Raw genomic sequence first — 23,568 nt, forward strand, 5'->3', positions numbered from 1 at the left:
CGAAGGGCCGGCAGACAGCCCCGGCATACTGCTAAAGCGCTTCAGACGCTACTCATCAGCACCTTTTCATTAGAACTTCGCGCGCAACGTGAAGGATACCGCGCGCGGGTCACCGAAGATGTTGCCGTCCTGGAAGGTGTTGATGCGCTGATAGTACTTCTTGTTGCCCAGGTTGGTGGCGAGCAGGTCGGCCGACAGGTTCTCGTTGATCTGGTAGCCGATACCGGCATCGTACAGGGCGTAGCCGCTCTGCTGCAGCTTGGTGCCGTTCATGCCGATGCCTGGCACATCGAGCTTGTTGTAGGTTTCGCTGACCGCGCTCACGCCACCTTGTACGCTCCACTTCTCCAGCTCGCCAGGCAGCTTGTACAGGGTCCAGACGCGCAGCATGTTCTTCGGCAGGTAGGTCTGCAACTGCTCGTTGGGGCTGTCGTAGCGCTTGTAGGTGTGGGTGAAGTTGGCGGTGATGAACCAGTCCGCGGTCATCTGGCCGCTGACTTCCAGCTCGTAGCCACGGGTGCGTGCCTTGCCACCGGCTACCACGGCACGCGACGACGGGTCGTTCATGTCGGGGATGGCGCGGTTCTCTTCCTCGATCTGGAAGGCCGCCAGCGACGCGTTCACCGCACCGTCGAGGAACTCACCCTTGATGCCCAGCTCGTGCTGCTTGCCTTCGATCGGCGCGATGATGTTGTTGTTGATGTCCAGGTTGCTGACCGGCTGCGGGTTGAACACCTCGGCGTAGTTGGCATACAGCGAGTAGGTGTCGTTCAGGTCGTAGATCAGGCCGTAGAACGGGGTGAACTTCTGCGATTCGCTCTGGCTGCTTTTCTCCGACGGCGAGCCGGGCTCGGGCTGGTGCTGGCTGCGGTGCATGTCGAGCCAGGTGACGCGGCCGCCAAGCACCAGGGTCAACGGGTCGCTCAGGCTCAGGCGCATGTTGCCGTACACCGCCTTGGAGCGGCTGTTGGCGACGTTGGTGGGCAGCCGGTCAGAGTCGGGGAATTCCGGGAACGGGAAGTTCGCCTGCGGGTCGTAGAGGTCGACATCGCCCAGGAAGCTGGAGTAGTAGCCGCCGTTGGAGGAGAACTCCGAGCGGGAATAGTTGGTGCCCACCAGCAGCTTGTGCTCACGGCCGAACAGGCTGAACGGGCCGTCGGCGTACAGGTCGACTTCGTCCTGCTTCTCGCGGTAGTCGAACATGATCGAGTTCATCGACACCAGGTTGTCGGCCGGGTCGATACCACCGCCGTTGCGCGCGTAGGCCTGGGTCAGGTCGTAGTTGTTGTCGGCGTGGCGCACCGACAGCTTGGTTTTCCAGCCGCCGCCAAGCTGGTGCTCGAGTTCGGTGAATACCGCCGCGCTCCAGAAGTAGTCACGGTTCCAGTTGGCACCGTAGAAGTTCTTGCGCGACACGTCCGGCAGCGACATGGCCGCTTCGCCGGCGCTGTTGGTGTAGCGGAACGCCGGCAGCGAACGCTGGGCGCCGCGAATGTCGGTGTTCTGGTTGCTGGCACCGATGGTCCACACGGTGTCCGGGGTCAGGTCGATGTCGACGATGCCGTAGGCCTGGTTGGTCTCGCGCTTGCCACTGCCATCGTAGGGGAAGGCAGTCTTGTTCTCGCTGAGCACCAGGCGGCCGCGAATATTGCCGGTTTCGGTCAACGGGCCAGTGACATCGACCATGCCACGGTAGGCGTCCCACGAGCCTGCGCTGATTTCCGCCGATACCGCAGGGTCGGCCATCGGCCGCTTGCGCACCAGGTTGATGCTGCCGCCCGAGCCGCCTGCACCGGTCAGGCTGCCGGCTGGGCCCTTGAGCACTTCGACGCGGTCATACATGGTCAGGTCCGGTGACAGGAAAATCCGGTTGTCCATGGTGGTCGGCGTGCCGTCCAGTTGCAGCGAGGTGATCTCGAAGCCGCGCGAGAAGAAGCTCAGGCGGCTGGCGTCGATGCGCTGCACGGTCACCCCGCCGACTTTGCCCAGGGCATCCTCGAGGGTGTAGAGGTTCTGCTTCTGGATGCGTTCCTGACCGATGACGTTGATGGTCTGCGGCACTTCCTTCAGGCGCAGCGGCACCTTGGTGCCCACCGAAACGGTCGGCGCTTCGGTCTGCATGCCGACGATGCTCTGCTCCGGCAGCGTGATGGAGGCCGGTGGTGCCTGCTCTTCGGCGCTTTCTTCAGCCCAGGCCATGGGCGCGAGCAGCACGCTGCTGCTTACCAGAGGGGCCAGCAGCCAGTTCCCCGCCTTGATCGGCTGTCGGCCCTTTTCAACTTGACACATACCGCGAGCTCCTTTGCATGGCCTTGCAGGCCATTGTTTTTTTAAGTGTTGGGCTATCGATCCCGCCCCGGTCATGCCGGCGCGGGCAACTCGGAAGGTGCGCCTGGCGCCGTACTGGCGGCGTCATGGTCATAGGCGTAGAGCTGGCCGCCGTCGCACTTGAGCACGCGGTCGGCGATGGAGAAATAGTGGTCGTCGTGGCTGATGGCGATGATGGTCTTGCCCTGCGCCTTTAGCTCGGGCAACAGCTCACGGTAGAAAAACGCCCGGAAGCCTGGGTCCTGATCGGCGGCCCATTCGTCGAGCAACAGGATCGGCCGCTCCTCGACCAGCGCCACCAGCAGCGCCAGGCGCTTGCGCTGGCCTTGGGACAGCCGTGTGGTGGACAGCCCGCCCTGCGCGTCGAGGGTGACCTTGCGCTGCATGCGCAGGCGTTCCAGCCAGGCCTGGGCCAGCTGCGGGTCGAAGTCGCCCTGCGGGCCGACCAGGCGCTCGAACAGGTAGAAGGTGGAGAACACCGTGGAGAAATGCCCCCGGTACCAGTCACGCAGCGCCGGGGTAATGGCCACGCCGTGCAGCTTGAGCGCGCCGGCGCTGGGTTCGTAGAGGCCGGTGAGCAGCCTGGCCAGGGTCGATTTGCCACTGCCGTTGCCACCGACGATGAACAGGATCTCGCCCTTGGCGATGCTCAGGTTCACCGGCCCCAGGCGGAACCCGTAGTCGTCGGCCTGGTGCGGGTAGTCGTAGCACAGCGCCTGCAGCTCGAGCAGTGGTTGGCTGACATCGACCTGACCGGCCTGCACAGGCAAGGCGCTGCGGTCGTCGGCGAACGCCAGGGTGTGGATCTTGGCCAGCGAGACATTGCCGGCCACCAGCGTCGGCAGGCTGCCGATCAGGTCGTTGAGCGGCATGCGCAGGAACATCAGCACCAGCACGAAGGCGGCGATCACCCCGTTGCCCACCCCCAGCCAGGCGCCGGCAGCGAACAGCCCGCCGGCCAGGGCCAGGATCAGCGCCACGGTCCAGTTCAGGCTCAAGGTCCAGTAGCGGTCGGCGTGCACCTCGTTGCGGCGGGCATATTCGGCGGCCGGCTGCAGGTCGAGGGTGTAGAAGCGCTCCTTGCGCCGGGCGTTGAGGGCCAGCTCGAAACGCCCCTCGATGGCCCCTTGGTAGGCGGCATACAGGCGGTCATCGGTCTCGCGCACGCGCTTCATCAGCTGGCGCATCTTGGCGAACCAGCCATGGGCCAGCCAGGTACCCAGGCCCAGGCCGACCACGCAGATCAGCAGCAGTTGCCACGACAGCCAGGCCATGTATAGGCAGCCGCCGAGCATCAGCACCAGGTTGTAGAACACGAACGGCATGCGGTTGAAGGCCTGGCCGATGCTGACGATGTCCTTGCTCAGGGTCGCGTAGAGGCTGGCTTCGCCGATCTTTTCCAGTTGTTCGATGGAGGTGTCGAGCAGGCGCTTGACCATTTGCAGGCGCAGTTCATAGACCACCCGGTGGCCAAGCGCGGTGAGCAGTGCCTGGGAGCCGAAGCCACAGCCGAACAACACCACCAGCAGGCCGACGAAATTGCCGCCCAGGGCCGGGTTCATGCTGACGCTGCCGGCGATCAGCCGGTTGATCTCGTTGATCAGGCCGATGCCGGCCGCCGCGCTGATCAGGCTGGCCAGCAGGCCAAGGCCGAGCAGGCCACGGTGACGCTTGAGCAGTGAAAGGAACAGGGACATGCGAAATCCTCGGGGTGGCCGGTGCATAGGCCCAAATGGTTCACTCGAAGGCGAGCAGCAGTTTTTCGATCTCGGCCAGTTCATCGACAACCGGTGTGGCGCAGGCCTGCTCGATCAACGCGGCCATGTCGGCCAGCACCGGGTTGGCGAACAGCTGGGCCAGGGCCACCTCGCAGGCGAACTGCTGGCGGATACGCGCCTGGATGCGCACCAGTTGCAGCGACTGCGCGCCGAGGCGGAACAGCTCGGCGTGCGCGGCAAGCGGCCAGATGCCCAGCACCTCGCGCCAGATCTGCGCCAGGCCCTGCTGCCACGGCCCGCTCAAGGGCTGCTCGCCAGGCCCGTCGAGCCCTTCCCAGCGCGGCTCGGGAAGCGCCTTGCGGTCGACCTTGCCGTTGGCGTTCAGCGGCAGGCTGGCCAGCACCACGAACGCGCTCGGCACCATGTAGGCCGGCAGGCGCAGGCGCAACTGCTGTTGCGCAGCGGCCTGGTCGAACGTGCCGGTGCTTTCGCACAGGTAGGCCACCAGCAGGTCCTGGCCGGCCGCGGCCTGACGCAGGGTCACCACGGCCTGGGAAACCCCGGGCAAGGCTGCCAGCGCGCTTTCGATCTCGCCCAGCTCGATACGGAAGCCGCGCAGCTTGACCTGAAAGTCGCTGCGCCCGAGGAACTCCAGGCTGCCATCGGCGCGGTAGCGGGCACGGTCGCCGGTGCGGTACAGCCGGCTGCCGGCCTGGGCCCCGGGCGCCGACGGCTGGGCAAAGGGGTTGGGCACGAAGGCGGCGGCGGTCAGCTCGGGGCGATCGGCATAGCCGCGGGCCACGCCAGCGCCGCCGATGTACAAATCGCCAGCCACCCCGACCGGCTGTGGTTCGAGGTATTCGTCCAGCACGTACAGGCGGTTGTTGGCCAGCGGCCGGCCGATCGGCAGGACGGCGCCGCTCACCTGTTCGACCGCCTGAGCCGCCGACCACACCGTGGTTTCGGTTGGCCCATAGACGTTCAGCAGGCACACCTGGCGCGCCAGCAGGCGCTCGGCCAGCTCGGCCTTGAGCGCTTCGCCGCCGCACAGCAGGCGCAGGCCGGCCCAGGCTGGCGAGTCGTGCTCGACCAGCATCTGCCAGGTGGCCGGGGTGGCCTGCATGACGCTGATGCCATGGCGCTCCATCAGCGCCAGCATGGCGGCCGGGTCGAGGCTGTCGGCGCGGCTCGCCAGCACCACGGTCGCGCCATGCACCAGCGGCAGGAACAGCTCCAGGCCGGCGATATCGAAGCCCAGGGTAGTCACCGCCAGCAGCCGGTCGGCGGCGCGCAGTTGCACATGCGCCTGGATGCCATGGAGGAAATTCACAAACGCCTCACGCTCGATGTCGACGCCTTTGGGGCGCCCGGTCGAGCCGGAGGTGTACAGGGTGTAGGCCAGCTGGCGCGGGTGTACAGGCAGGCCGGGGCGGCTTGCCGGCAGTTGGGCCAGGGCGTCGTCCAGGGTTTCCAGCAGCACCACCCGCCCGGCATCGCCCAGCAGCGGCTGCAGGTTGGCGCGGGTCAGCACCAGCCGTGGGCAAGCCTGCGCGATGATGTCGCGGTTGCGCGCCGCCGGTTGACCGGGGTCGATCGGCAGGTAGGCGCCGCCGGCCTTGTGCACGGCCAGCAGCGCCACCAGCAGCTCGGCTTCACGCTCCAGGCAGATGCCCACGCGCGCGTCGCAGCCGACGCCATTGGCCATCAGCCAATGGGCCAGGCGGTTGGCCCGGGCATCGAGTTCGGCATAGCTCAGCGCGTGCTCGCCGCAGATCAGCGCGCAGCGCTGCGGCCCGGTGGCGACCTGGTGCTCGAACAGTGCGAGCATGTCCTGGCCCGGCTGCAGCGCCTGCTCGCTGGCATTCCAGTGCGCCAGTTGCTGCTGGCGCTGAACCTGGTCAAGCAGCGGCAACTGCCACACTGGCGTATCGGGCTGGTTCATCAGGCCGTCCAGCAGCAGGCCGTAAGCGCCGGCCAGGCGCTCGATGGTGGCGGCGGCGAACAGATCCAGGCTGTACTCCAGTTCGCAGTGGATTCCGTCCGGGCGCACGGCGACATCCAGGGTCAGGTCGAACTTGGCGCTGTCCTGCGCCGGCAGCACGCGCTCCACCTGCACGCCGGGCAAGCTGAAGTTGACCGCCGCCCCGCTGCTGAGGTTGAACATGGCCTGGAACACCGGGGTGCGGCTGACGTCGCGCTCCACGTAGAGGTGTTCGAGCAGCAACTCGAAGGGCAGTTCGGCGTGCTGCAAGGCATTCAGCGACTCGTGGCGCAGGCGTTCGCACAGCGCACGGCCGGTCAGTTGCGGTGCCAAATCGACGCGGTAGACCAGGGTGTTGACGAAAAAGCCCAGCAAGCCGTCGAGTTCTTCGCGGTTGCGCCCGCCATGGGGCACGCCCACGGCAAAGCTGGGTTGCCCGCTGTAGCGCGCCAGCAGCAGTTGCCAGGCGGCCAGCAGAAGCACCAGGGCGCTGCTGCCGCTGTTGCGGCAGAAGGCCTGGACGCGCTCGGCTTGCGCCTCGGGGAGTTGCCAGCGCAGGCGTTGGCCACGCAGGCCTTGCTGCGCCGGGCGGGGGAAATCGGTGGGCAGTTCCAGCACGGGCACCTGGCTACCCAGATACTGTTTCCAGTAGTCCAGGTCGGCTTGCTGCGCGGCGCCACCCAGGCGTTCACGCTGCCACAGTGCGTAGTCGATGTACTGCACCGGCAGCGCCGGCAGTTGCGGGGTTTCGCCACGCAGCGCCTGGGCGTAGGCGCTGGCCAGGTCGGCGACCAGAATCGGGTTGGACCAGGCATCGCTGACGATGTGGTGCATCTTCAGCAGCAGGCCGTGGCAGGCGGCGTCGTAGCGAATCAGCTCGACCTTGAGCAGCGGCGCCTGCGACAGGTCGAAGGCGCGGCTGTCTTCGATGGCCAGCAAGCCTTGCAGATGACCATGCCGGGCGCCTTCTGCCACGCCGGCGACGGCGCGCTGGTGCAGCACCAGGGGCGCCTCGGCCAGCATCTGCTGGCGCGGTTCCCCGTCGATTTCGATGAAGCGCGTGCGCAGCACACCGTGCCGCGCCACCAGGGCAGAGAACGCCTCGCGCAACGCCGCAACGTTCAGCTCGCCGTGGAACAGAAAGGCGCGGGTCAGGTTGTAAGCGGTGGAAAGCGGTGCCAGGCGCTGCAGAAACCACAGGCGCTGCTGGGCAAACGAGAGCAGCTGCGGACCAGCATGCGACCCCGCCGTGAGCGGGTGTGGCTGGGCCTGGGCATCGCTTTGCAGCAGGGCAAGCAGCGCATCATCGAGATTTTCCATCGGCACTCATACTTCCTTATAAAAACCGACCAGCTTTCTAAGGACGCGATATTAGGAGCCAATGATAATCGATGTCAATTAGGTGCTTTCGTGGCGCGCCATTGGCCATGCACCGCGTCGCCTGCTTCGCGGGCTCGCCCGCTCCCACAGGGAACGGTGCAGGCCCAGGCGTGCGCGGTACCTGTGAGAGCGGCTTTAGCCGCGAACACCGGCGCAGCCGGTGCCATCCTCCGCGCCGCCTGCTTCGCGGGTGAACCCGCTCCCACAAGGGGACGGCGCAGGCCCAGGTTTACGCGGTACCTGTGGGAGCGGCTTTAGCCGCGAACACCGGCGCAGCCGGTGCCATCCACCGCGTCGTCTGCTTCGCGGGCTTGCCCGCTCCCACAGGGGATGGTGCAGCCCTGGGCTTACGCGGTACCTGTGGGAGCGGCTTTAGCCGCGAACACCGGCGCAGCCGGTGCCATGCAGCGCATCGGATTCCGCTGGGGTAAAGCGGGTCAGATTCCGCCACCCGCCAGCAATTGCGTCATCACCTCGGCCAACGCCTTGACCATCACATCCGCCGTCGGCCGGTGCACGATGACGATTTCGTAGCTGTCGACCTCCGGCAACCCTTGCCCAGGCCCCAGCACCCGGTGCTCGACGGTGGCCGCCCGTGGCGGCAGCAGGCTGATGCCCATGCCGTCGGCGACGGCCGCCTGGATGCCGCTGAGGCTGGAACTGGTAAAGCTGATGCGCCAGCGCCGCCCCATGCCTTCGATGGCGGTGATCATGTCGTCACGGTACAGGCCGCGCGGCGGGAAGGTCACCAGCGGGATCGGGTCCAGCTCGAAAGCGGGCGCGCGGGCGCTGTCGATCCACTGCAAGCGCTCGGGCCAGCAGGCCACGCCTTCACGTGTGTTGCGCCGCTGCTTCAGCAGCACCAGGTCAAGCTCGCCATTGTCGTAGGCCTGGCTGAGGTCGCGGCACAGGCCGCTGGTCACCTCCAGCTTCACCTGCGGGTGCAGCCGGCTGAACGCCGCCAGCGCATTGGTGGTGCGCCCGCCGACGAAGTCCTCGGGCACGCCAAGGCGAACGGTCACACCCACCATCGCCCCGGCCAGGGCCTCGAGCATCTGGTCGTTGAGCGCCAGCATGTGCCGGGCATAACCGAGCAAGGTCTGCCCGGCGTCGGTCGGCAGCACATCGCGATTGCCGCGCACCAGCAGACGATGGCCAACCATGTCCTCAAGGCGGCGCACCTTCTGGCTGATGGTCGACTGGGTCGAGTGCAGGCGCGCAGCAGCCGTGGTGAAGCTGCCGCAATCGGCCACCACGACAATCGCGCGCAGCAGGTCGAGGTCGAACAAGGCCCTATTCGATTTCACGCTGATAGACATCTTGGTATTCAACTACTGAATGACAGGACTGACTTCTATCACGCCACCTTCGGCACCGCAACGCGCACCGCTAGTCGCCCAGGGCCGTGCCTTCGCGCCGAGGGTCGGCCCCGCCTGACCACCCTTCGCCGCTGCGCTGGATGATCTGCGTGCCACTGGTCATGGTCATCGGCGTCACCTCGTGGCCCCAGGCCGCCAGCTGCCGGATCAACGCCGGGCTGGCCAGCCCTGCTTCCACCTCGGTACCCGCATTGCGGCTGCCGAAGTTGGGCAGGCCGGCGGCCTGTTGCGGGTCGAGCTGCCAGTCCAGCAGGCCGATCAGTGCCTTGTTCACGTAGCCGATGATTTGCGAGCCACCAGCTGAGCCCAGGCTGACCACCAGCTCGCCGGACGCCCGCGAAAACACCAGGGTCGGGGCCATCGCCGACAGGGGTCGCTTGCCCGGCTGCACGCGGTTGGCCACGGGCTTGCCGTGCTCACTGGGGATGAACGAGAAATCGGTCAGTTGGTTGTTGAGCACAAAGCCCTTGACCATCAGGTGCGCACCGAACGCCGCTTCCACCGAAGTGGTCATGGCCAGGGCCTGCCCGCGATCGTCCACGGCGGCGAGGTGCGAGGTGGAAATGCGCGGTGGCGAGCGGTCCGGCGCTTGCGCCAGATCAACGCCCTGCGGCTGGCCCGCATCGGCGCGCTTCATGCTGTACTGACCGACCAGCGTGGCACGGCGGGCCAGGTAAGCAGGATCGGTCAGGGCCTTGACCGGGACCGGCACATAATCGCTGTCGGCCAGGTACTGGGCGCGGTCGGCATAGGCCAGGCGCTCGGCCTCGGCAACCAGGTGCACCGCCAGCGGCGGCGCCTCCAGCCCGGCAACTGACGACGTGCGCAAAGGCCGCAGGGTGGCCAGGTCGCGTTGTGGCGATGTGCGCTGAAGCGCCTCAAGAATGCCGAGGGTCTGCAGCACCATCACCCCGCCCGATGACGGCGGCGGCATGCCGCAAATACGCCAGGCCTTGTACGGGCCGCACACCGGCTCGCGCACCTTGGCCTGGTAATGCTGCAAGTCTTGCAGCGACAGGTAACCGGGATTGGCATGGCCGCGCACCTCGCTGACGATGGCTTCGGCGATTGCACCCCGGTAGAACGCCTCGGGGCCTTGCGCGGCAATCTGCTCGAAGGTGTGCGCAAGCTCGGGGTTGCGCAGGCGGGTGCCGACCGGCAACGGTTTGCCGTGTTCATCGAGGAAGTAGCGGGCCATGGCGGGCGTACGGGCTATGAACGGGTCGCCTGCCACCAGGCTGTGAAGGCGCTCGGACACCGGGAAGCCGTTACGTGCCAGGGCAATCGCCGGTGCGAACAGCTCGCGCCAGGGCAGCTTGCCGTGCTGCTCATGGGCCAGTTTCAGCGCACGTAGCACCCCCGGTACGCCGACCGCACGGCCACCGATCTGCGCGGCGCGGAACGCCAGCGCTGAGCCATCGGCCTGCATGAAGAGGTTTTCCGTCACCTCCGCCGGGGCGGCCTCGCGGCCGTCGAACGCCTGCACGCGCTGGCCATCCCAATACAAAATGAACGCCCCGCCACCGATGCCGCTGGATTGCGGTTCGACCAAGGTCAGCACCATCTGCATGGCGATGGCCGCGTCGATGGCGCTGCCACCGGCACGCAGCATTGCCCGCCCCGCTTCACTGGCCAATGGGTTGGCGGCGGCGACCATGTGCCGGCTGGCGTGCACCGGCTGCAGGCCACTGCGGTAGCCGGAGGCCAGCTCCGGTGGTGCGGGCAGCACCTGGTCGGCGCCTGCCCAACCACTGGCCGCCAGCAGGCACAGGGCGCCCATCAGAGGCATGGAACGTTTCATGGTTTTGCGTCCTGCATCAGCTTTTCAGCAAGGCACTCTGGGTCATCGGCCAACCTCAGTGCAAGCCTTGGCTGTTTTCCGCTCAGGTCACTTCTTCGAACGGCAGGCCCACATAGTTCTCGGCAATGTTCACCAGCCCGGCCGGTGAGGTCAGGAAATACTCACGGTCGGCCTCCTGCATCTTCTGGTCCCAGGCGTCCTGGTGGCTGCCGAAGTCATGCAGCAACTGGGTCATGAACCAGCTGAAGCGCTCGCCTTTCCACACCCGGCGCAAGGCCAGCGGCGAATACTGCTGCAACAGCTCGGTGCGCCCTTCACGGTAAACCTTGACCAGAATGCGATACAGGTAGTTGACGTCCGATGCGGCCAGGTTCAGGCCCTTGGCGCCGGTCGGCGGCACGATATGCGCGGCGTCGCCGACCAGGAACAGGTGGCCATACTGCATCGGCTCGACCACCAGGCTGCGCAGCGGCGCGATGCTTTTTTCCAGCGCCGGGCCGGTCACCAGGCGCGCCGCCACATCGGCCGGCAGGCGTGCCTTCAACTCGCCCCAGAAGCGCTCGTCGGACCACGCCTCGAGCTGATCTTCCAGCGGTACCTGCAGGTAATAGCGGCTGCGGGTATGCGAGCGCTGGCTGCACAGCACGAAGCCGCGTTCGTGATGGGCATAGATCAGTTCGTGGTTGACCGGTGGCGTATCCGCCAGCAGGCCCAGCCAGCCAAACGGGTAGACCCGCTCGTACTGCTTCAGCACCCCTTGCGGGATGCTCTGCCGGGCGATGCCATGGAAGCCGTCACAACCGGCGATATAGTCGCAATCCACCCGGTGTACCTGGCCATCTTTTTCATAGGTCAGGTAGGGCCGTTCGCCCTTGAGTTCATGCGGCTGGACATTGCTGGCCGAATAGATGATCGGCGCGCCACTGGCCTGGCGTGCCTGCATCAGGTCGCGGGTAACTTCGGTCTGGCCGTACACCATCACCGTCTTGCCGCCGGTGAGGGCCTTGAGGTCCAGGCGTTGGCGGCGCCCGCCGACCAGCAGCTCGACACCTTCATGGACCAGCCCTTCGCGGTCCATGCGCTCGGCCACGCCTGCTTCGCGCAGCAGGTCGACGGTACCTTGCTCGAGCACACCGGCGCGAATGCGGCCCAGCACGTACTCGGGCGTCTGCCGTTCGACGATGAGGGTCTCGATACCGGCCTTGTGCAGCAGTTGGCCCAGCAGCAGGCCAGACGGGCCTGCACCAATAATTGCGACCTGAGTTTTCATTGTTGTTGTCTCTGTGCGGACGATGCCGGCCCCGGCATTGGCAGTGAGGCGGCATCTGCTGTTAGGTTTGCCCCTGCATTTTTACTGGCAAAAACCGCCGCAAAAGTGTGCTATTCCATGCATAACCTGCACTTTTATAGAAATCGGTCGATTATCGGACAGACCTGCCCAAATGAAATCCAATCTTCCCGGCGTACCGTTGTTCAAGCTGTATGGCGAAAACCAGGCCTGGCCCGGCACCGACCTGCTGCATTGCGAGTCGATCCAGGCGCGTAGCCGCCTGCACCACTGGGAGATCCGCCCGCACCAGCATGCCGAACTGTTCCAGCTGCTGTATGTGCAGCGCGGCCGCGCCGAGGTAGAAGTCGAAGGTGTGCGCACGGTGATCAGCGCAGCGGCGATCCAGGTGGTGCCGCCCATGACCGTGCACGGCTTTCGCTTCAGCGCCGATATCCAGGGCCATGTGCTGACGTTCGGCACCGCGCTGCTGGTGAACCTGGAACGGCGCCTGGGTGCCCCGCTGACAACGCTGGCAAAAGCCGCGTGCTACCCGCTGGGCCAGGACCGCGCACGCCTGCGCAGCCTGCTCGACACCCTGCAGCAGGAATACCAGGGCAACGCCCCGGCGCGGGCGGCCATGCTCGAGGCGCTGGTGACCGCGCTGATGGTGTGGATCAGCCGTCGCCAGCAGCTGGGGCAGGCGCCGCGCAACCGCGACGAGCGTGACCGCCAGCTGCTGGGCCAGTACCTGCGCCTGGTCGAGGCGCATTACCGTGAACACCTGTCGATGGAGGCCTTCGCCGCGCGGCTGAACATTGCGGTTTTGCAGTTGAACCAGCTGTGCCGCGCGTTGAGTGGGCAGACTGCGCTGCAACTGGTGCACCAACGCCTGCTGCTGGAGGCGCGGCGCAATCTTGTTTATACGCGGATGAGCATCGGGCAGTTGTCCGACAGCCTGGGGTTTACCGACCCGACGTACTTCGCCCGCTGGTTCAAGCGCTTGACCGGGCAGACGCCCAATGGCTATCGGCGAGCGGTGCAGCCGGACTGACGGGTATCGCTTGTGCTGGCCTCTTCGCGGGTGAACCCGCTCCCACAGGTACTGCATGAACCTTGATAGCGCCGCCATCCCTGTGGGAGCGGGTTTACCCGCGAAGAGGCCGGTACAGGCCCCCATCTACTCATCCCTTGACGTAAACGTCAACCTGCCCTCAGGATACCCGCATACTCCACGCCGAGCCCCAGCATGAGCACCCAGACCTACAGCATCTCCGACCTGTCCCGCGAACTGGACATCACCACCCGGGCCATCCGCTTCTACGAGGAACAGGGCCTGCTGAGCCCCGAACGCCGCGGCCTGGAACGCATCTATTCAGCGCGTGACAAGGTCAGCCTGAAGCTCATCCTGCGCGGCAAGCGCATCGGCTTTTCCCTGGCCGAATGCCGCGAGCTGATCGAACTGTACGACCCGTCCAGCGGCAACCTCAAACAGCTCAACAGCATGCTGGCGAAAATCGCCGAACGCCGTGCCCAGCTGGAACAGCAGATGCTCGACATCCACCAGATGCAGCTGGAACTGGACACCGCCCAGGAGCGCTGCGAACAGGCCCTGGCCGCCACCCTGAACAACAAAGACCACCGCTGATCGCCACAGGAACCCCGCCATGCCCTTGCCCAAACACGTCCGCCTGGTCGAAGTAGGCCCCCGCGACGGCCTGCAGAACGAAGCCCAACCCATCAGCATCGCCGACAAGGTGCGCCTGGTCGACGACCTCACCGAGGCCGGCCTGGCCTATATCGAAGTGGGCAGTTTCGTCTCGCCCAAGTGGGTGCCGCAAATGGCCGGCTCCGCCGAGGTGTTCGCCGGCATCCGGCAACGCCCGGGGGTTACCTACGCGGCGCTGGCCCCCAACCTGCGCGGTTTCGAGGACGCCGTGGCGGCCGGGGTGAAGGAAGTGGCGGTGTTCGCGGCCGCCTCCGAGGCGTTCTCGCAGCGCAACATCAACTGCTCGATCAGCGACAGCCTCAAGCGTTTCGAACCGATCATGGAGGCGGCGCGCAGCCACGGCGTGCGGGTGCGTGGTTACGTGTCGTGCGTGCTCGGCTGCCCCTATGAGGGCAAGGTCAGCGCCGCCCAGGTCGCCCCGGTGGCGCGCGCCCTGCATGACATGGGCTGCTACGAGGTATCGCTGGGCGACACCATCGGCACCGGTACTGCCGGCGATACCCGGCGGCTGTTCGAGGTGGTGGCGGCACAGGTACCGCGTGAACGGTTGGCCGGGCACTTCCACGACACCTATGGCCAGGCCCTGGCCAACGTGTATGCCAGCCTGCTCGAAGGCATCAGCGTGTTCGACAGCTCGGTGGCCGGACTGGGCGGCTGCCCTTATGCCAAAGGGGCTACCGGCAACATCGCCAGTGAGGATGTGCTGTACCTGCTGCAGGGCCTGGGCATCGAAACCGGCATCGACCTCGACCGGCTGATCGCCGCCGGCCAGCGTATCAGTGGTGTACTGGGGCGCGACAATGGGTCGCGCGTTGCACGGGCGCGCAGCGCGCAATAGGTCATACGGGTGTCACATAGCCGTGGGTGAAGTGTTACCGCCCCCCATTTCGCAGCAAAAAATCGGGTAACAGGGAAACAAATCGACAGAATTTCAGGCCATGCGATCTGGAGCGAAATCATTAACTTATTGATTTTAAAGGATTTTCAAAAGTTGGCACGCACCCTGCTATATCTCTGATACAACAACAAGAAGAATGTGACACCCAATAAAAACAACAGGTAACGGCTCTGACATAACAAGAACAACACGGCAGAGGCGTAGCAAGCAGATTTTTTTGGAGTCGACACGCTTTTCAGGGGTACGCCCCGCGGTCTGGCACAGAACAATAAAACTACCTTCAGGTAGCGGCAGCCAGGTTCGGATCAGCAATGATGAAGGCAGGTCAGCGCTCAAAAAAATACGTTTGCTCTTGACCCCGCATGGGGGTCGCCCGCTACACCAGGACAGGCTGACAAAAACAACAACAGGCCAGTCCCAATAATAAGAAAAGAGCAGGCAACAACGCTTTGAGGGGAGCTTCGGCTCCCCTCAGTGCTTCCTGCGTTCTTCATCCTCCGGTTTTTCCTCCCCCTGCCCTTCAAGCTTGTCCACCAGCAACGGCATCGTCCCCAGCACCAGCAGGGCCAGCACCGTGCTGATCAGTGCCGTGGCCTCGCGGCCCATGCCGGCTGCCGTACCGATGGCGGCGGTCATCCACAGCCCGGCGGCGGTGGTCAGGCCTTTCACATGGCTGGCGTCCTGGCCGTTACCCTTCAAAATGGTACCTGCGCCGAGAAAACCGATACCGGCGACAATGCCCTGGATCACCCGGCTTAGCGCGTCCTCCTCTGCGCCAGCCATGCTCGGTGCCAGCACGAACAGCGCAGCGCCCAGCGAAACCAGCATGTGCGTGCGCACCCCGGCGGCCTTGCCCTTGTGCTCGCGCTCGAAGCCCAGCACCGCGCCAAGCAAGGCGGCCATCAGCAGGCGCACGAGGATTTGCGTGACTTCGCGAGCGTCGGTGATATCAGCGAATTCGGCCTGGATCGCTTGCCAGATGAGGTCCATCGCGGTTGTTCCTGTGCTGAGCTTTGTATTGCCAGTGCTGGCCCTTTCGCGGGTGAACCCGCTCCCACAGGCACTGCATGACTCACGAAACCTGTGCAAACCCTGTGGGAGCGGGTTCACCCGCGAAAGGGCCGGGCCTGCCACTGCAAGGGTTGACCCCCGAACACAGACCAAAGTGCCGTTCAGCTTACCGATGCAGCAACCCACCCCGCCCTGTGGTCCACACCAGTAAGCCACCCCCGGAGGACCACCCCATGCCCGTTGAAATCGACGAATCCACCCGCCGCTGCACCCTGATCGGTGAAGACCTGCGCATCGAGGGCGCTGGCCCGGACATCGAAATCGTCACCGACGAACAGCTGCGTATGTCGGTGGCCCTGCTGGCCGGCCAGCGCGTGCCCATCACCGAAGCCGAGGCCGATGCGCTGACCGTGGCGGGTGCGGTGGATAGCCGCAGGCATCTGAAGGCCAGCGCGCCAGGCTCGGTAATCTAAGGCCTGGCGCAGCAATCGCGGCAATCTGATACGGTTTTTATCGCAAAATCTGAGCCTGTGCTGATAACAGCCACGGGGCCATAGTGCTCATGCCTGATCGAGGCCTGATGAGCACCGAGCCATGAACGATAGAATCCCTTTCACAGAGATCGTCACCGCCCCACCCAGCCCCCAGCCGCGACGTATCGACAACGGCATCCATACCCGCAGCTTCACCGGGCTGTATCGCAACCTGCGCATCGGCTTTGCCGGCGCCCTGTTCGTGCTGTTCTTCGGCACCGCCTGGCTGGACTGGAACGGGCGCCAGGCGGTGCTGTGGGACTTGAGCAACAGCAAGTTCCACATCTTCGCCGCCACTTTCTGGCCGCAAGACTTCATCCTGCTGTCGGCACTGCTGATCATCTGCGCCTTCGGCCTGTTCGCCATCACCGTGTACGCCGGTCGCGTGTGGTGCGGCTACAGCTGCCCGCAAAGCACCTGGACCTGGCTGTTCATGTGGTGCGAAAAAGTCACCGAAGGTGACCGCAACCAGCGCATCAAACTGGCCGCCGCGCCCTGGAGCCTGAACAAGCTGGCGCGGCGCACGCTCAAGCACAGCCTGTGGCTGGCCATCGCCGTGGTCACCGGGCTGACCTTCGTCGGTTACTTCACCCCGATCCGCCCGCTGGCTGCTGAACTGTTCACCCTGCAACTGGGCGGCGTAGCGCTGTTCTGGGTGCTGTTCTTCACCGCCGCCACCTACATCAATGCCGGCCTGCTGCGTGAAGCGGTGTGCCTGCACATGTGCCCCTACGCACGCTTTCAGAGTGTGATGTTCGACAAGGACACCCTGGCGGTCGCCTACGACCCGCGTCGCGGCGAAGCCCGTGGCCCGCGCAAGAAAGGCAGCGACGCCCGCGCCCAGGGCCTGGGCGACTGCATCGACTGCACCCTGTGCGTGCAGGTGTGCCCCACCGGCATCGACATTCGCGAGGGCTTGCAGATGGCCTGCATCGGTTGCGCTGCGTGCATCGACGCCTGTGACGGGGTAATGGACAAGATGGGCTATGCCCGCGGCCTGATCGGCTACAAGTCGGAGCACAGCCTGCAAGGGGGGACTACGCACTGGTTGCGCCCGCGCCTGCTGGGTTATGCCGCCGCGCTGGTGCTGATGATCGCGGCGCTGGTAGTGGCCTTGCAGCAGCGCCCGATGGTGTCGCTGGACGTGATCAAGGACCGCGGCCTGTTCCGTGAAAACGCCCTGGGCCAGATCGAGAACATCTACCTGCTGAAGATCATCAACAAGACCGAACGTACCCAGCACTACGAACTGCGCCTTTTGGATGCCGACGGCTTCACCCTGCAGGGCAACATTGCCCTGGTCATCCCCGCCGGCGAAATGAGCGAACTGCCGGTGTCGGTGGCGATGCTGGCCGAGCGTTCGGCCAGCAGTTCGCAAACGCTGAGCTTCGAAATCAGCGAACGCGACGACCCCGCCATCCGCAGTGTCGCCCACAGCCGCTTCGTCGCGCCGCTCAACCGTTGATCCCTTACACTGACCCCACCTTGCCTGCCAGGCTTCGACAGAAGGCCAGAATGAAACGCTACGAACGCTTTGCCGACGACATCGCCGAACTGATCCGCTCCGGGGTGCTCGGCCCCGGCCAGCGAGTGCCCTCGGTACGCTACGCCAGCCAGACCCACGGGGTCAGCCCGTCCACGGTGTTCCAGGCCTACTACCTGCTGGAGCGGCGCGGGCTGATCCGTGCCCGGCCGCGCTCAGGCTACTTCGTCAATGCCTACGCCCCGCGCCAGTTCAGCGAACCGCAGGCGTTGCAACCGGTCGCCGAGTCCACCGATGTCGATGTCAGCGCGCTGGTGTTCTCGATTCTCGACTCGATCAAAGACCCCAACACCGTCCCCTTCGGCTCGGCCTTCCCCAGCCCCGAGCTGTTTCCGCTGCAGCGCCTGTCGCGCTCGCTGGCCAGCGCCGGCCGCAGCATGGACCCGCGCATGGTGGTGACCGACCTGTCCCCTGGCAACCCGCAGTTGCGCCGGCAGATTGCCCTGCGCTACATGGTCGGCGGGCTGATGCTGCCGATGGAGGAACTGCTGATCACCAACGGCGCGCTGGAAGCCCTGAACCTGTGCCTGCAGGCGGTCACCCAGCCCGGCGACCTGGTGGCCATCGAAGCCCCCGCCTTCTATGCCTGCCTGCAGGTGCTGGAGCGGCTCAAGCTCAAGGCGGTGGAAATCCCTGTGCACCCGCGCGAAGGCATGGACCTGGGCGTGCTGGCGCAGACCCTCGACAAGCACCCGGTCAAGGCCGTGTGGTGCATGACCAACTTCCAGAACCCGGTGGGCGCGAGCATGCCGGAGGCGAAGAAGCAGGCACTGGTGGAGCTGCTGGCGCGCCATCAGGTGCCGTTGATCGAAGACGATGTGTACGCCGAGCTGTACTACGCGCAGCAGGCACCCAAGCCGGCCAAGGCCTTCGACACCCAGGGCCTGGTGATGCACTGCGGCTCGTTCGCCAAGAGCCTGGCCCCTGGCTACCGCATTGGCTGGGTGGCGGCCGGGCGCTTCGCGCAGAAGATCGAGCGGCTCAAGCTGATGACTTCGCTGTGCGCCTCGATGCCGGCCCAGGCGGCCATCGCCGACTACCTGCAGCACGGTGGCTATGACCGCCACCTGCGCAAGCTGCGCTATGCCCTGGAAGGCCAGCAGGCCAACATGCTGGCGGCCATCGCGCGGCACTTCCCGGCACAGACGCGGGTCAGCCAGCCAGCCGGTGGCTACTTCCTGTGGCTGGAGCTGCCCGAGCAGATGGACGCCCTGAAGTTGTTCCACATGGCCTTGGCCCAGGGCATCAGCATCGCCCCCGGGCCGATCTTCTCGCCCACCCGGCGCTTCGGCAACTGCATCCGCCTGAACTACGGCAGCCCCTGGCATGCGGATGCCGAACGGGCCATGGAAACCCTGGGGCGGATCATCCGCTCGTTCTGATGGCTGAGGGCCTGGTGGGCGACTATAGTTAGAGGCCCGATCCGCTCACCGGGCTTTTCGCCATGCAACCAGACGCGCTCCCGTCACTGGCACAGCTGCAAGCGCGTGTCGCCGAACTGGAAGCGCGCCTGGCCGAGCGCGACGACACCGCGCAAGCCCACATCAAGCTGCTGGGCGAACTGCTCGACAATAGCCGCGCCAACGTGTTCGCCGCCGACCGCAAGATGCGCCTGCTCGCGATCAACCGCATGGCCCGGGAAACCTTCCAGAAGTACCGTGGTTTCGTGCCGCAGATCGGCGATCATGTGCCGCAGTTCCTGCTCAACCAGCCCGACATCATGAGCCGCCTGGCCCCGGTGTGGCCACGCGTGCTGGCCGGCGAGGCCTTCATCGACACCATCACCCTCGGCCCGGCGGAAGCCCCACGCCACTACGAAATCCGCTACCACCCGTTACTCGATGCGCAGCAGCGGATCCAGGGCGGCTACCTGTTCGCCTACGACATCACCGACCGCATGGCCGAACAGGAACGCCTGCGCCAGGCAGAAGAAGCCCTGCGCCAGTCGCAGAAAATGGAAGCGGTCGGCCAGTTGACCGGTGGCATCGCCCACGACTTCAACAACCTGCTGGGCAGTTTGCTTGCTGCATTGGAACTGGCCGAGCAGCGCCTGGGCCAGCAACGCCTGGCCGATACCGCGCGCATGCTCAGGCTGAGCCACGGCAATGCGCTGCGCGCCGCCAGCCTGGTGCAGCGCCTGCTGGCTTTTTCGCGGCAGCAGACGCTGGTGCCACAACCGGTCGATGTGCAATGCCTGGTGGCCGGCATGCACGACCTGATCCGCAGCTCGACTGGCCCGCACATCGCCTTCCACGACCGGACGCTGGCCGGCCAATGGCTGATTCGCGTCGACCCGCAGCAACTGGAAAGTACCCTGCTGAACCTGTGCATCAATGCCCGTGACGCCATGCCTGGGGGTGGCACGCTGAACGTCGGCTGTGAAAACGCCGAGGTGACCGCAGCCGAGGCCAGGCGCCTGGACCTGCCTGCCGGGCACTACTTGCACCTGCACATCTAGGACAGCGGCGAAGGCATGTCCACAGAGGTCCTGCAGCGCGCGCTCGAGCCGTTCTTCACCACCAAGCCGCTCGGTCAGGGTACCGGGCTGGGGTTGTCGATGGCCTATGGCTTCGTGCGCCAGTCCGGGGGCCAGTTGCGGCTCGACAGTGTGGTCGGGCAAGGCACCTGCGTTCACCTGTACTTCCCGCAAGACCCGAGCGCCAGCGCCGACGCCCAGCCACTGCGCATCGCCACGGCACAGCCGCATGGGCAACGGATCATGCTGGTGGAGGACCAGCCGGCCCTGCGGCTGGTGCTGGAGGAGGTGCTGACAGAACTGGGCCACCAGGTGCAGGCATTCGAGAACGGCCGCCTGGCGCTCGCTGCGTTGCACCAGGGCCCGCCGCCGGACCTGCTGATCAGCGATGTCGGCCTGCCGGGGGGTATCGACGGTTACCAGCTGGCCGAGGCTTACCAGGCGCTTGTTGCGACCGCGCCGGTGTTGCTGATTACCGGCTACGACACGGCCGCCCCCCGCCCCATCGCGCGGCCCGACAGACGCATCGAGCTGTTGCGCAAACCATTCGACCTGCACAGCCTCGGCGAACGGGTCGAACGGCTGCTGGGCATCGCTCCAGGCCCGCGCTGAGCGGCTATCCGCCTGCCGATGAACACGCTAAAGTCGTGCCTTCTCCTTCGTCGGATGTCGGCATGCCTTCCCACGACCTGCTCTCGCTACGCCACCAAGTCGAGGCCCTGCAGCAGCGCAACGCGCTATTGGAAGCGCGGCTTGCCAGCCTTCAGGACCACGACCAGAACTTCTACCGTTCGTTGTTCGACACCATGGACGAAGGCTTCTGCATCATCGAGTTCTTCGACGGCCCGCATGGCCCGCTCAGTGACTATGTGCATGTGCTGGCCAACGCCGCCTATGCCAAACACGCCGGCATCCCCAACGTGGTCGGGCAGAAGCTGCGCGAGATGGTACCGGCTGAGGCCGACGACTGGATCGCCCGCTATGGCCCGGTCCTGCAAACTGGCGAGCCGCTGCATTTCGAACAGGAGCTGGTGGCCACCGGGCGGGTGCTGTCGGTTACCACCTTTCGCGTAGAGCCTGCCGAGAAGCGCCAGGTGGCGGTCCTGTTCAAGGACGTTACCGAAAGGCGCCGTGCCGAGCTTGCCCTGCAGCGCCTGAACGAGGAGCTGGAGCAACGGGTGGAGGCGGCAGTGGCAGAACGGGCCAAGGCCGAGGAGGCGCTGCGCCAGGCGCAGAAAATGGAAGCGGTGGGCCAGCTCAGCGGCGGTATCGCTCACGACTTCAACAACCTGCTGGGCGGCATCCTGGGCGCCCAGGAGCTGATGCGCCAGCGCCTGGAGCAGTCGCGCTTCGACGCCCTGGAACCGTTGCTGGAGCTGTCCAGTGGTTCCGCGCAGCGGGCCTCGTCGCTGGTTCACCGGTTGCTGGCGTTCTCCCGCCAGCAGACCCTGCAACCCTGCGCCACCCAGGTGACCACGCTGGTGGCCGGCATGGAGGAGCTGCTGCGCCGCAGCATTGGCCCGGCCATCACCCTCACCAGCCGCTTCGCCAGCCAGCTGTGGCCGACCTTCATCGACCCGCCGCAATTGGAAAGCGCCCTGCTCAACGTGTGCATCAATGCCCGCGATGCCATGCCCGAAGGGGGTGTGATCGATATCGTCGGCGACAACCTGCTGCTGGATCAGCAACACGCCGACGCCCTGCAATTGCCTGCCGGGGAGTACGTGCGGCTGAGCATCAGCGACAACGGCATGGGTATGTCGGCGGAGGTGGCCGAGCGTGCCTTCGACCCGTTCTTCACCACCAAGCCGATGGGCCAGGGCACTGGCCTGGGCTTGTCGATGACCTACGGTTTCGTGCGCCAGTCGGGCGGCCAGCTGCGGGTATCGTCAACGCTTGGCGAGGGCACGCGCATCGAGCTGCTGCTGCCTCGCCACCACGCGCCTGCCGAACCTGCGGCACCCAAGCAGCGGCGCACCCTGGCGGAGCAAAGCAGCAGCGCCGCGCAGCGTATCCTGCTGATCGAAGACCAGACGGCCTTGCGCGTGGTGGTCGCCGAGGTGCTGGAAGAACTGGGTTACCTGGTCGATGCCTTCGAGAACGGCCCGGCTGCCCTCGCCCACCTGCAGAATGCCGAGCGGCCCGACCTGCTGCTCAGTGATATCGGCCTGCCGGGTGGCCTGAATGGCCGCCAGGTGGCCGAGCGCTGTCGCGAACGCTACCCTGAGCTCAAGGTGCTGTTCGTCACCGGTTACGACGAAAGCGCGGCGCTGCGTGACGGCCAGCTTTTGCAAGGCACGCTGGTGCTCACCAAGCCGTTCGATCTGGAGGTGCTGGCCGAGCGGGTACGCACGCTGCTGGAGGGCTGACGGGCGCGCTCAGCGCCCGCCGCCCAGGTCGACGAAGCTGCCGGTGGAATACGAGGCTTTGTCCGAGAGCAGCCAGAGGATGGCCTCGGCCACTTCCTCGGGGCGCCCGCCGCGGCCCATGGGCAGCCCGGGTTCGAGTTTGCTGACCCGGTCGGGGTCGCCGGACAGGGCGTGGAACCCGGTATGGATGTAGCCTGGCCGTACGCCATTGACCCGCACGCCCTCGCCTGCCACTTCCTTGGCCAGGCCGATGGTGAAGGTGTCGAGGGCGCCTTTGGAGGCGGCATAATCGACGTACTCGTTGGGCGACCCGAGGCGTGCTGCCACCGACGACACGTTGACGATGGCCCCGCCCTGCCCGCCGTGCCGGTGCGCCATGCGCAGCAGGGCGTGTTTGGCGCAGAGCATGGGGCCGACGACGTTGGTCTTCATGACCTTGAGCAGGCGGAATTCGGACATGTCCTCGACCCGGCTCTGCTGGCCGATGGTGCCGGCGTTGTTGACCAGCGCGGTGACCGGGCCGAGTTCCTGGTCGACGCGCAGGAACAGCTGGATGATTTCATCCTCGACGCTGGCGTCGGCGCGTACGGCGATGGCTTCGGCGCCCAGGGCGCGGACCTGGCCGAGGATATCTTCGGCGGCCTGGTCGTCGGCGTGGTAGTTGATGCAGATGCGGTAGCCCTGGCGCGCGGCCAACAGCGCCGTGGCGGCGCCGATGCCGCGGCTGGCGCCGGTGATGACGATGACTTTCTCCATGGATCTGCCAATCGTTGGGGAAGGGAGGATCGACAATAGGGGAAAAGGTTGCAGATGGGAATGACCGAGGCCAGCGCGATCCGCTCTTGCTCTTGCTCTTGCTCTTGCTCTTGCCGTTGATCTTGATCTTGATCTTGATCTTGATCTTGATCTTCGCGACTTCAGGAGGCCGAACGCAGGCCTTGCGGAGGGAGGTGACGGGCATGGATGCCCGTCAAGCGCTGAGGCCCCAGGATGGGGCCTTCGGCGCGGTCCTCTCGGGAGCAAGGCCGGAGTGAGGGAACCCCGGAGCGCAGCGTAGGGGCCGGATGATGGAGCGCAGTGTACGGGTCACCCACATGGGTTACATAAAAGTTCACTCACATAGGTGACACTTTCAGCGTCACATAGCCATCAATG

General features: G+C 65.7%; 15 protein-coding genes and 1 pseudogene. 8 read left to right on the plus strand and 8 right to left on the minus strand.

Features of this window, described 5'->3' with window-relative positions; all coding sequences use genetic code 11:
• Positions 1–69: 69 nt before the first annotated feature.
• From C6A77_RS12015 to pobA, 6 genes are all read right to left on the minus strand, one after another.
• Positions 70–2,289 (minus strand): TonB-dependent siderophore receptor, encoded by a 2,220-nt coding sequence (locus tag C6A77_RS12015; protein WP_114169667.1) that lies wholly within the window; start codon positions 2,287–2,289, stop codon positions 70–72.
• Between the two features lie 71 nt (positions 2,290–2,360).
• Positions 2,361–4,025: a cyclic peptide export ABC transporter gene (locus tag C6A77_RS12020; protein ID WP_114169668.1), complete on the minus strand. Its 1,665-nt coding sequence runs from the start codon at positions 4,023–4,025 to the stop codon at positions 2,361–2,363.
• A gap of 40 nt (positions 4,026–4,065) precedes the next feature.
• Positions 4,066–7,347 carry a non-ribosomal peptide synthetase gene (locus C6A77_RS12025; RefSeq protein WP_114169669.1) on the minus strand — a complete coding sequence of 1,094 codons (3,282 nt, stop codon included), beginning with the start codon at positions 7,345–7,347 and terminating at the stop codon, positions 4,066–4,068.
• 497 nt (positions 7,348–7,844) lie between these two features.
• Entirely contained in the window at positions 7,845–8,726 is an 882-nt protein-coding gene (locus tag C6A77_RS12040; RefSeq protein ID WP_114169671.1) for a LysR family transcriptional regulator, read from the minus strand.
• A gap of 70 nt (positions 8,727–8,796) precedes the next feature.
• Positions 8,797–10,587, minus strand: a complete 1,791-nt coding sequence (gene ggt / locus C6A77_RS12045; protein WP_114169672.1) for a gamma-glutamyltransferase — start codon at positions 10,585–10,587, stop codon at positions 8,797–8,799.
• A gap of 82 nt (positions 10,588–10,669) precedes the next feature.
• Positions 10,670–11,857 (minus strand): 4-hydroxybenzoate 3-monooxygenase, encoded by a 1,188-nt coding sequence (gene pobA, locus C6A77_RS12050; RefSeq protein WP_114169673.1) that lies wholly within the window; start codon positions 11,855–11,857, stop codon positions 10,670–10,672.
• A 172-nt stretch (positions 11,858–12,029) separates the two neighbouring features.
• On the opposite strand from pobA, the gene C6A77_RS12055 reads away from it, so the two are divergent.
• The 3 genes from C6A77_RS12055 to C6A77_RS12065 all read left to right on the plus strand — a co-directional run bounded on the left by C6A77_RS12055 (position 12,030) and on the right by C6A77_RS12065 (position 14,421).
• Complete coding sequence (locus C6A77_RS12055) at positions 12,030–12,908, plus strand: helix-turn-helix domain-containing protein (protein WP_114169674.1); 879 nt, start codon at positions 12,030–12,032, stop codon at positions 12,906–12,908.
• Between the two features lie 195 nt (positions 12,909–13,103).
• A complete protein-coding gene (locus C6A77_RS12060) occupies positions 13,104–13,502 on the plus strand; it encodes a MerR family DNA-binding transcriptional regulator (protein ID WP_114169675.1) in 399 nt (132 codons plus the stop codon).
• Positions 13,503–13,521: 19 nt separating this feature from the next.
• Positions 13,522–14,421, plus strand: coding sequence for a hydroxymethylglutaryl-CoA lyase (locus tag C6A77_RS12065; RefSeq protein WP_114169676.1), 900 nt, complete (start codon positions 13,522–13,524; stop codon positions 14,419–14,421).
• A 531-nt stretch (positions 14,422–14,952) separates the two neighbouring features.
• On the opposite strand, the gene C6A77_RS12070 is transcribed toward C6A77_RS12065, so the two are convergent.
• Positions 14,953–15,471: an MgtC/SapB family protein gene (locus C6A77_RS12070; protein ID WP_114169677.1), complete on the minus strand. Its 519-nt coding sequence runs from the start codon at positions 15,469–15,471 to the stop codon at positions 14,953–14,955.
• Between the two features lie 254 nt (positions 15,472–15,725).
• Here C6A77_RS12070 and C6A77_RS12080 point away from each other — a divergent pair, with 254 nt between their 5' ends.
• The 5 genes and pseudogenes from C6A77_RS12080 to C6A77_RS12100 all read left to right on the plus strand — a co-directional run bounded on the left by C6A77_RS12080 (position 15,726) and on the right by C6A77_RS12100 (position 22,413).
• Complete coding sequence (locus C6A77_RS12080) at positions 15,726–15,965, plus strand: DUF3203 family protein (protein WP_114169679.1); 240 nt, start codon at positions 15,726–15,728, stop codon at positions 15,963–15,965.
• Between the two features lie 121 nt (positions 15,966–16,086).
• Positions 16,087–17,490 (plus strand): cytochrome c oxidase accessory protein CcoG, encoded by a 1,404-nt coding sequence (ccoG, locus tag C6A77_RS12085; protein ID WP_114169680.1) that lies wholly within the window; start codon positions 16,087–16,089, stop codon positions 17,488–17,490.
• A gap of 50 nt (positions 17,491–17,540) precedes the next feature.
• Positions 17,541–18,950, plus strand: a complete 1,410-nt coding sequence (gene mapR / locus C6A77_RS12090; RefSeq protein WP_114169681.1) for a GntR family transcriptional regulator MpaR — start codon at positions 17,541–17,543, stop codon at positions 18,948–18,950.
• 62 nt (positions 18,951–19,012) lie between these two features.
• Positions 19,013–20,656, plus strand: a pseudogene (locus tag C6A77_RS12095) (ATP-binding protein).
• 62 nt (positions 20,657–20,718) lie between these two features.
• Entirely contained in the window at positions 20,719–22,413 is a 1,695-nt protein-coding gene (locus C6A77_RS12100; RefSeq protein ID WP_114169682.1) for a response regulator, read from the plus strand.
• 9 nt (positions 22,414–22,422) lie between these two features.
• Here the strand turns inward: C6A77_RS12100 and C6A77_RS12105 are convergent, their stop codons facing one another.
• Entirely contained in the window at positions 22,423–23,169 is a 747-nt protein-coding gene (locus C6A77_RS12105) for an SDR family oxidoreductase (protein ID WP_114169683.1), read from the minus strand.
• Positions 23,170–23,568: the final 399 nt, after the last annotated feature.

Source organism: Pseudomonas sp. AFG_SD02_1510_Pfu_092 (genome assembly GCF_003331055.1).
Lineage (GTDB): Bacteria > Pseudomonadota > Gammaproteobacteria > Pseudomonadales > Pseudomonadaceae > Aquipseudomonas.

Excerpts from the sequence above, each read along its gene's own strand:
- C6A77_RS12055 (WP_114169674.1), top strand. The coding sequence starts at position 12,030 with ATGAAATCCAATCTTCCCGGCGTACCGTTGTTCAAGCTGTATGGCGAA.
- C6A77_RS12040 (WP_114169671.1), bottom strand. The coding sequence starts at position 8,726 with ATGTCTATCAGCGTGAAATCGAATAGGGCCTTGTTCGACCTCGACCTG.
- C6A77_RS12020 (WP_114169668.1), bottom strand. The coding sequence starts at position 4,025 with ATGTCCCTGTTCCTTTCACTGCTCAAGCGTCACCGTGGCCTGCTCGGC.
- C6A77_RS12025 (WP_114169669.1), bottom strand. The coding sequence starts at position 7,347 with ATGGAAAATCTCGATGATGCGCTGCTTGCCCTGCTGCAAAGCGATGCC.
- C6A77_RS12070 (WP_114169677.1), bottom strand. The coding sequence starts at position 15,471 with ATGGACCTCATCTGGCAAGCGATCCAGGCCGAATTCGCTGATATCACC.
- C6A77_RS12065 (WP_114169676.1), top strand. The coding sequence starts at position 13,522 with ATGCCCTTGCCCAAACACGTCCGCCTGGTCGAAGTAGGCCCCCGCGAC.
- C6A77_RS12080 (WP_114169679.1), top strand. The coding sequence starts at position 15,726 with ATGCCCGTTGAAATCGACGAATCCACCCGCCGCTGCACCCTGATCGGT.
- mapR (WP_114169681.1), top strand. The coding sequence starts at position 17,541 with ATGAAACGCTACGAACGCTTTGCCGACGACATCGCCGAACTGATCCGC.
- pobA (WP_114169673.1), bottom strand. The coding sequence starts at position 11,857 with ATGAAAACTCAGGTCGCAATTATTGGTGCAGGCCCGTCTGGCCTGCTG.
- C6A77_RS12105 (WP_114169683.1), bottom strand. The coding sequence starts at position 23,169 with ATGGAGAAAGTCATCGTCATCACCGGCGCCAGCCGCGGCATCGGCGCC.
- C6A77_RS12060 (WP_114169675.1), top strand. The coding sequence starts at position 13,104 with ATGAGCACCCAGACCTACAGCATCTCCGACCTGTCCCGCGAACTGGAC.
- ccoG (WP_114169680.1), top strand. The coding sequence starts at position 16,087 with ATGAACGATAGAATCCCTTTCACAGAGATCGTCACCGCCCCACCCAGC.
- ggt (WP_114169672.1), bottom strand. The coding sequence starts at position 10,587 with ATGAAACGTTCCATGCCTCTGATGGGCGCCCTGTGCCTGCTGGCGGCC.
- C6A77_RS12100 (WP_114169682.1), top strand. The coding sequence starts at position 20,719 with ATGCCTTCCCACGACCTGCTCTCGCTACGCCACCAAGTCGAGGCCCTG.
- C6A77_RS12015 (WP_114169667.1), bottom strand. The coding sequence starts at position 2,289 with ATGTGTCAAGTTGAAAAGGGCCGACAGCCGATCAAGGCGGGGAACTGG.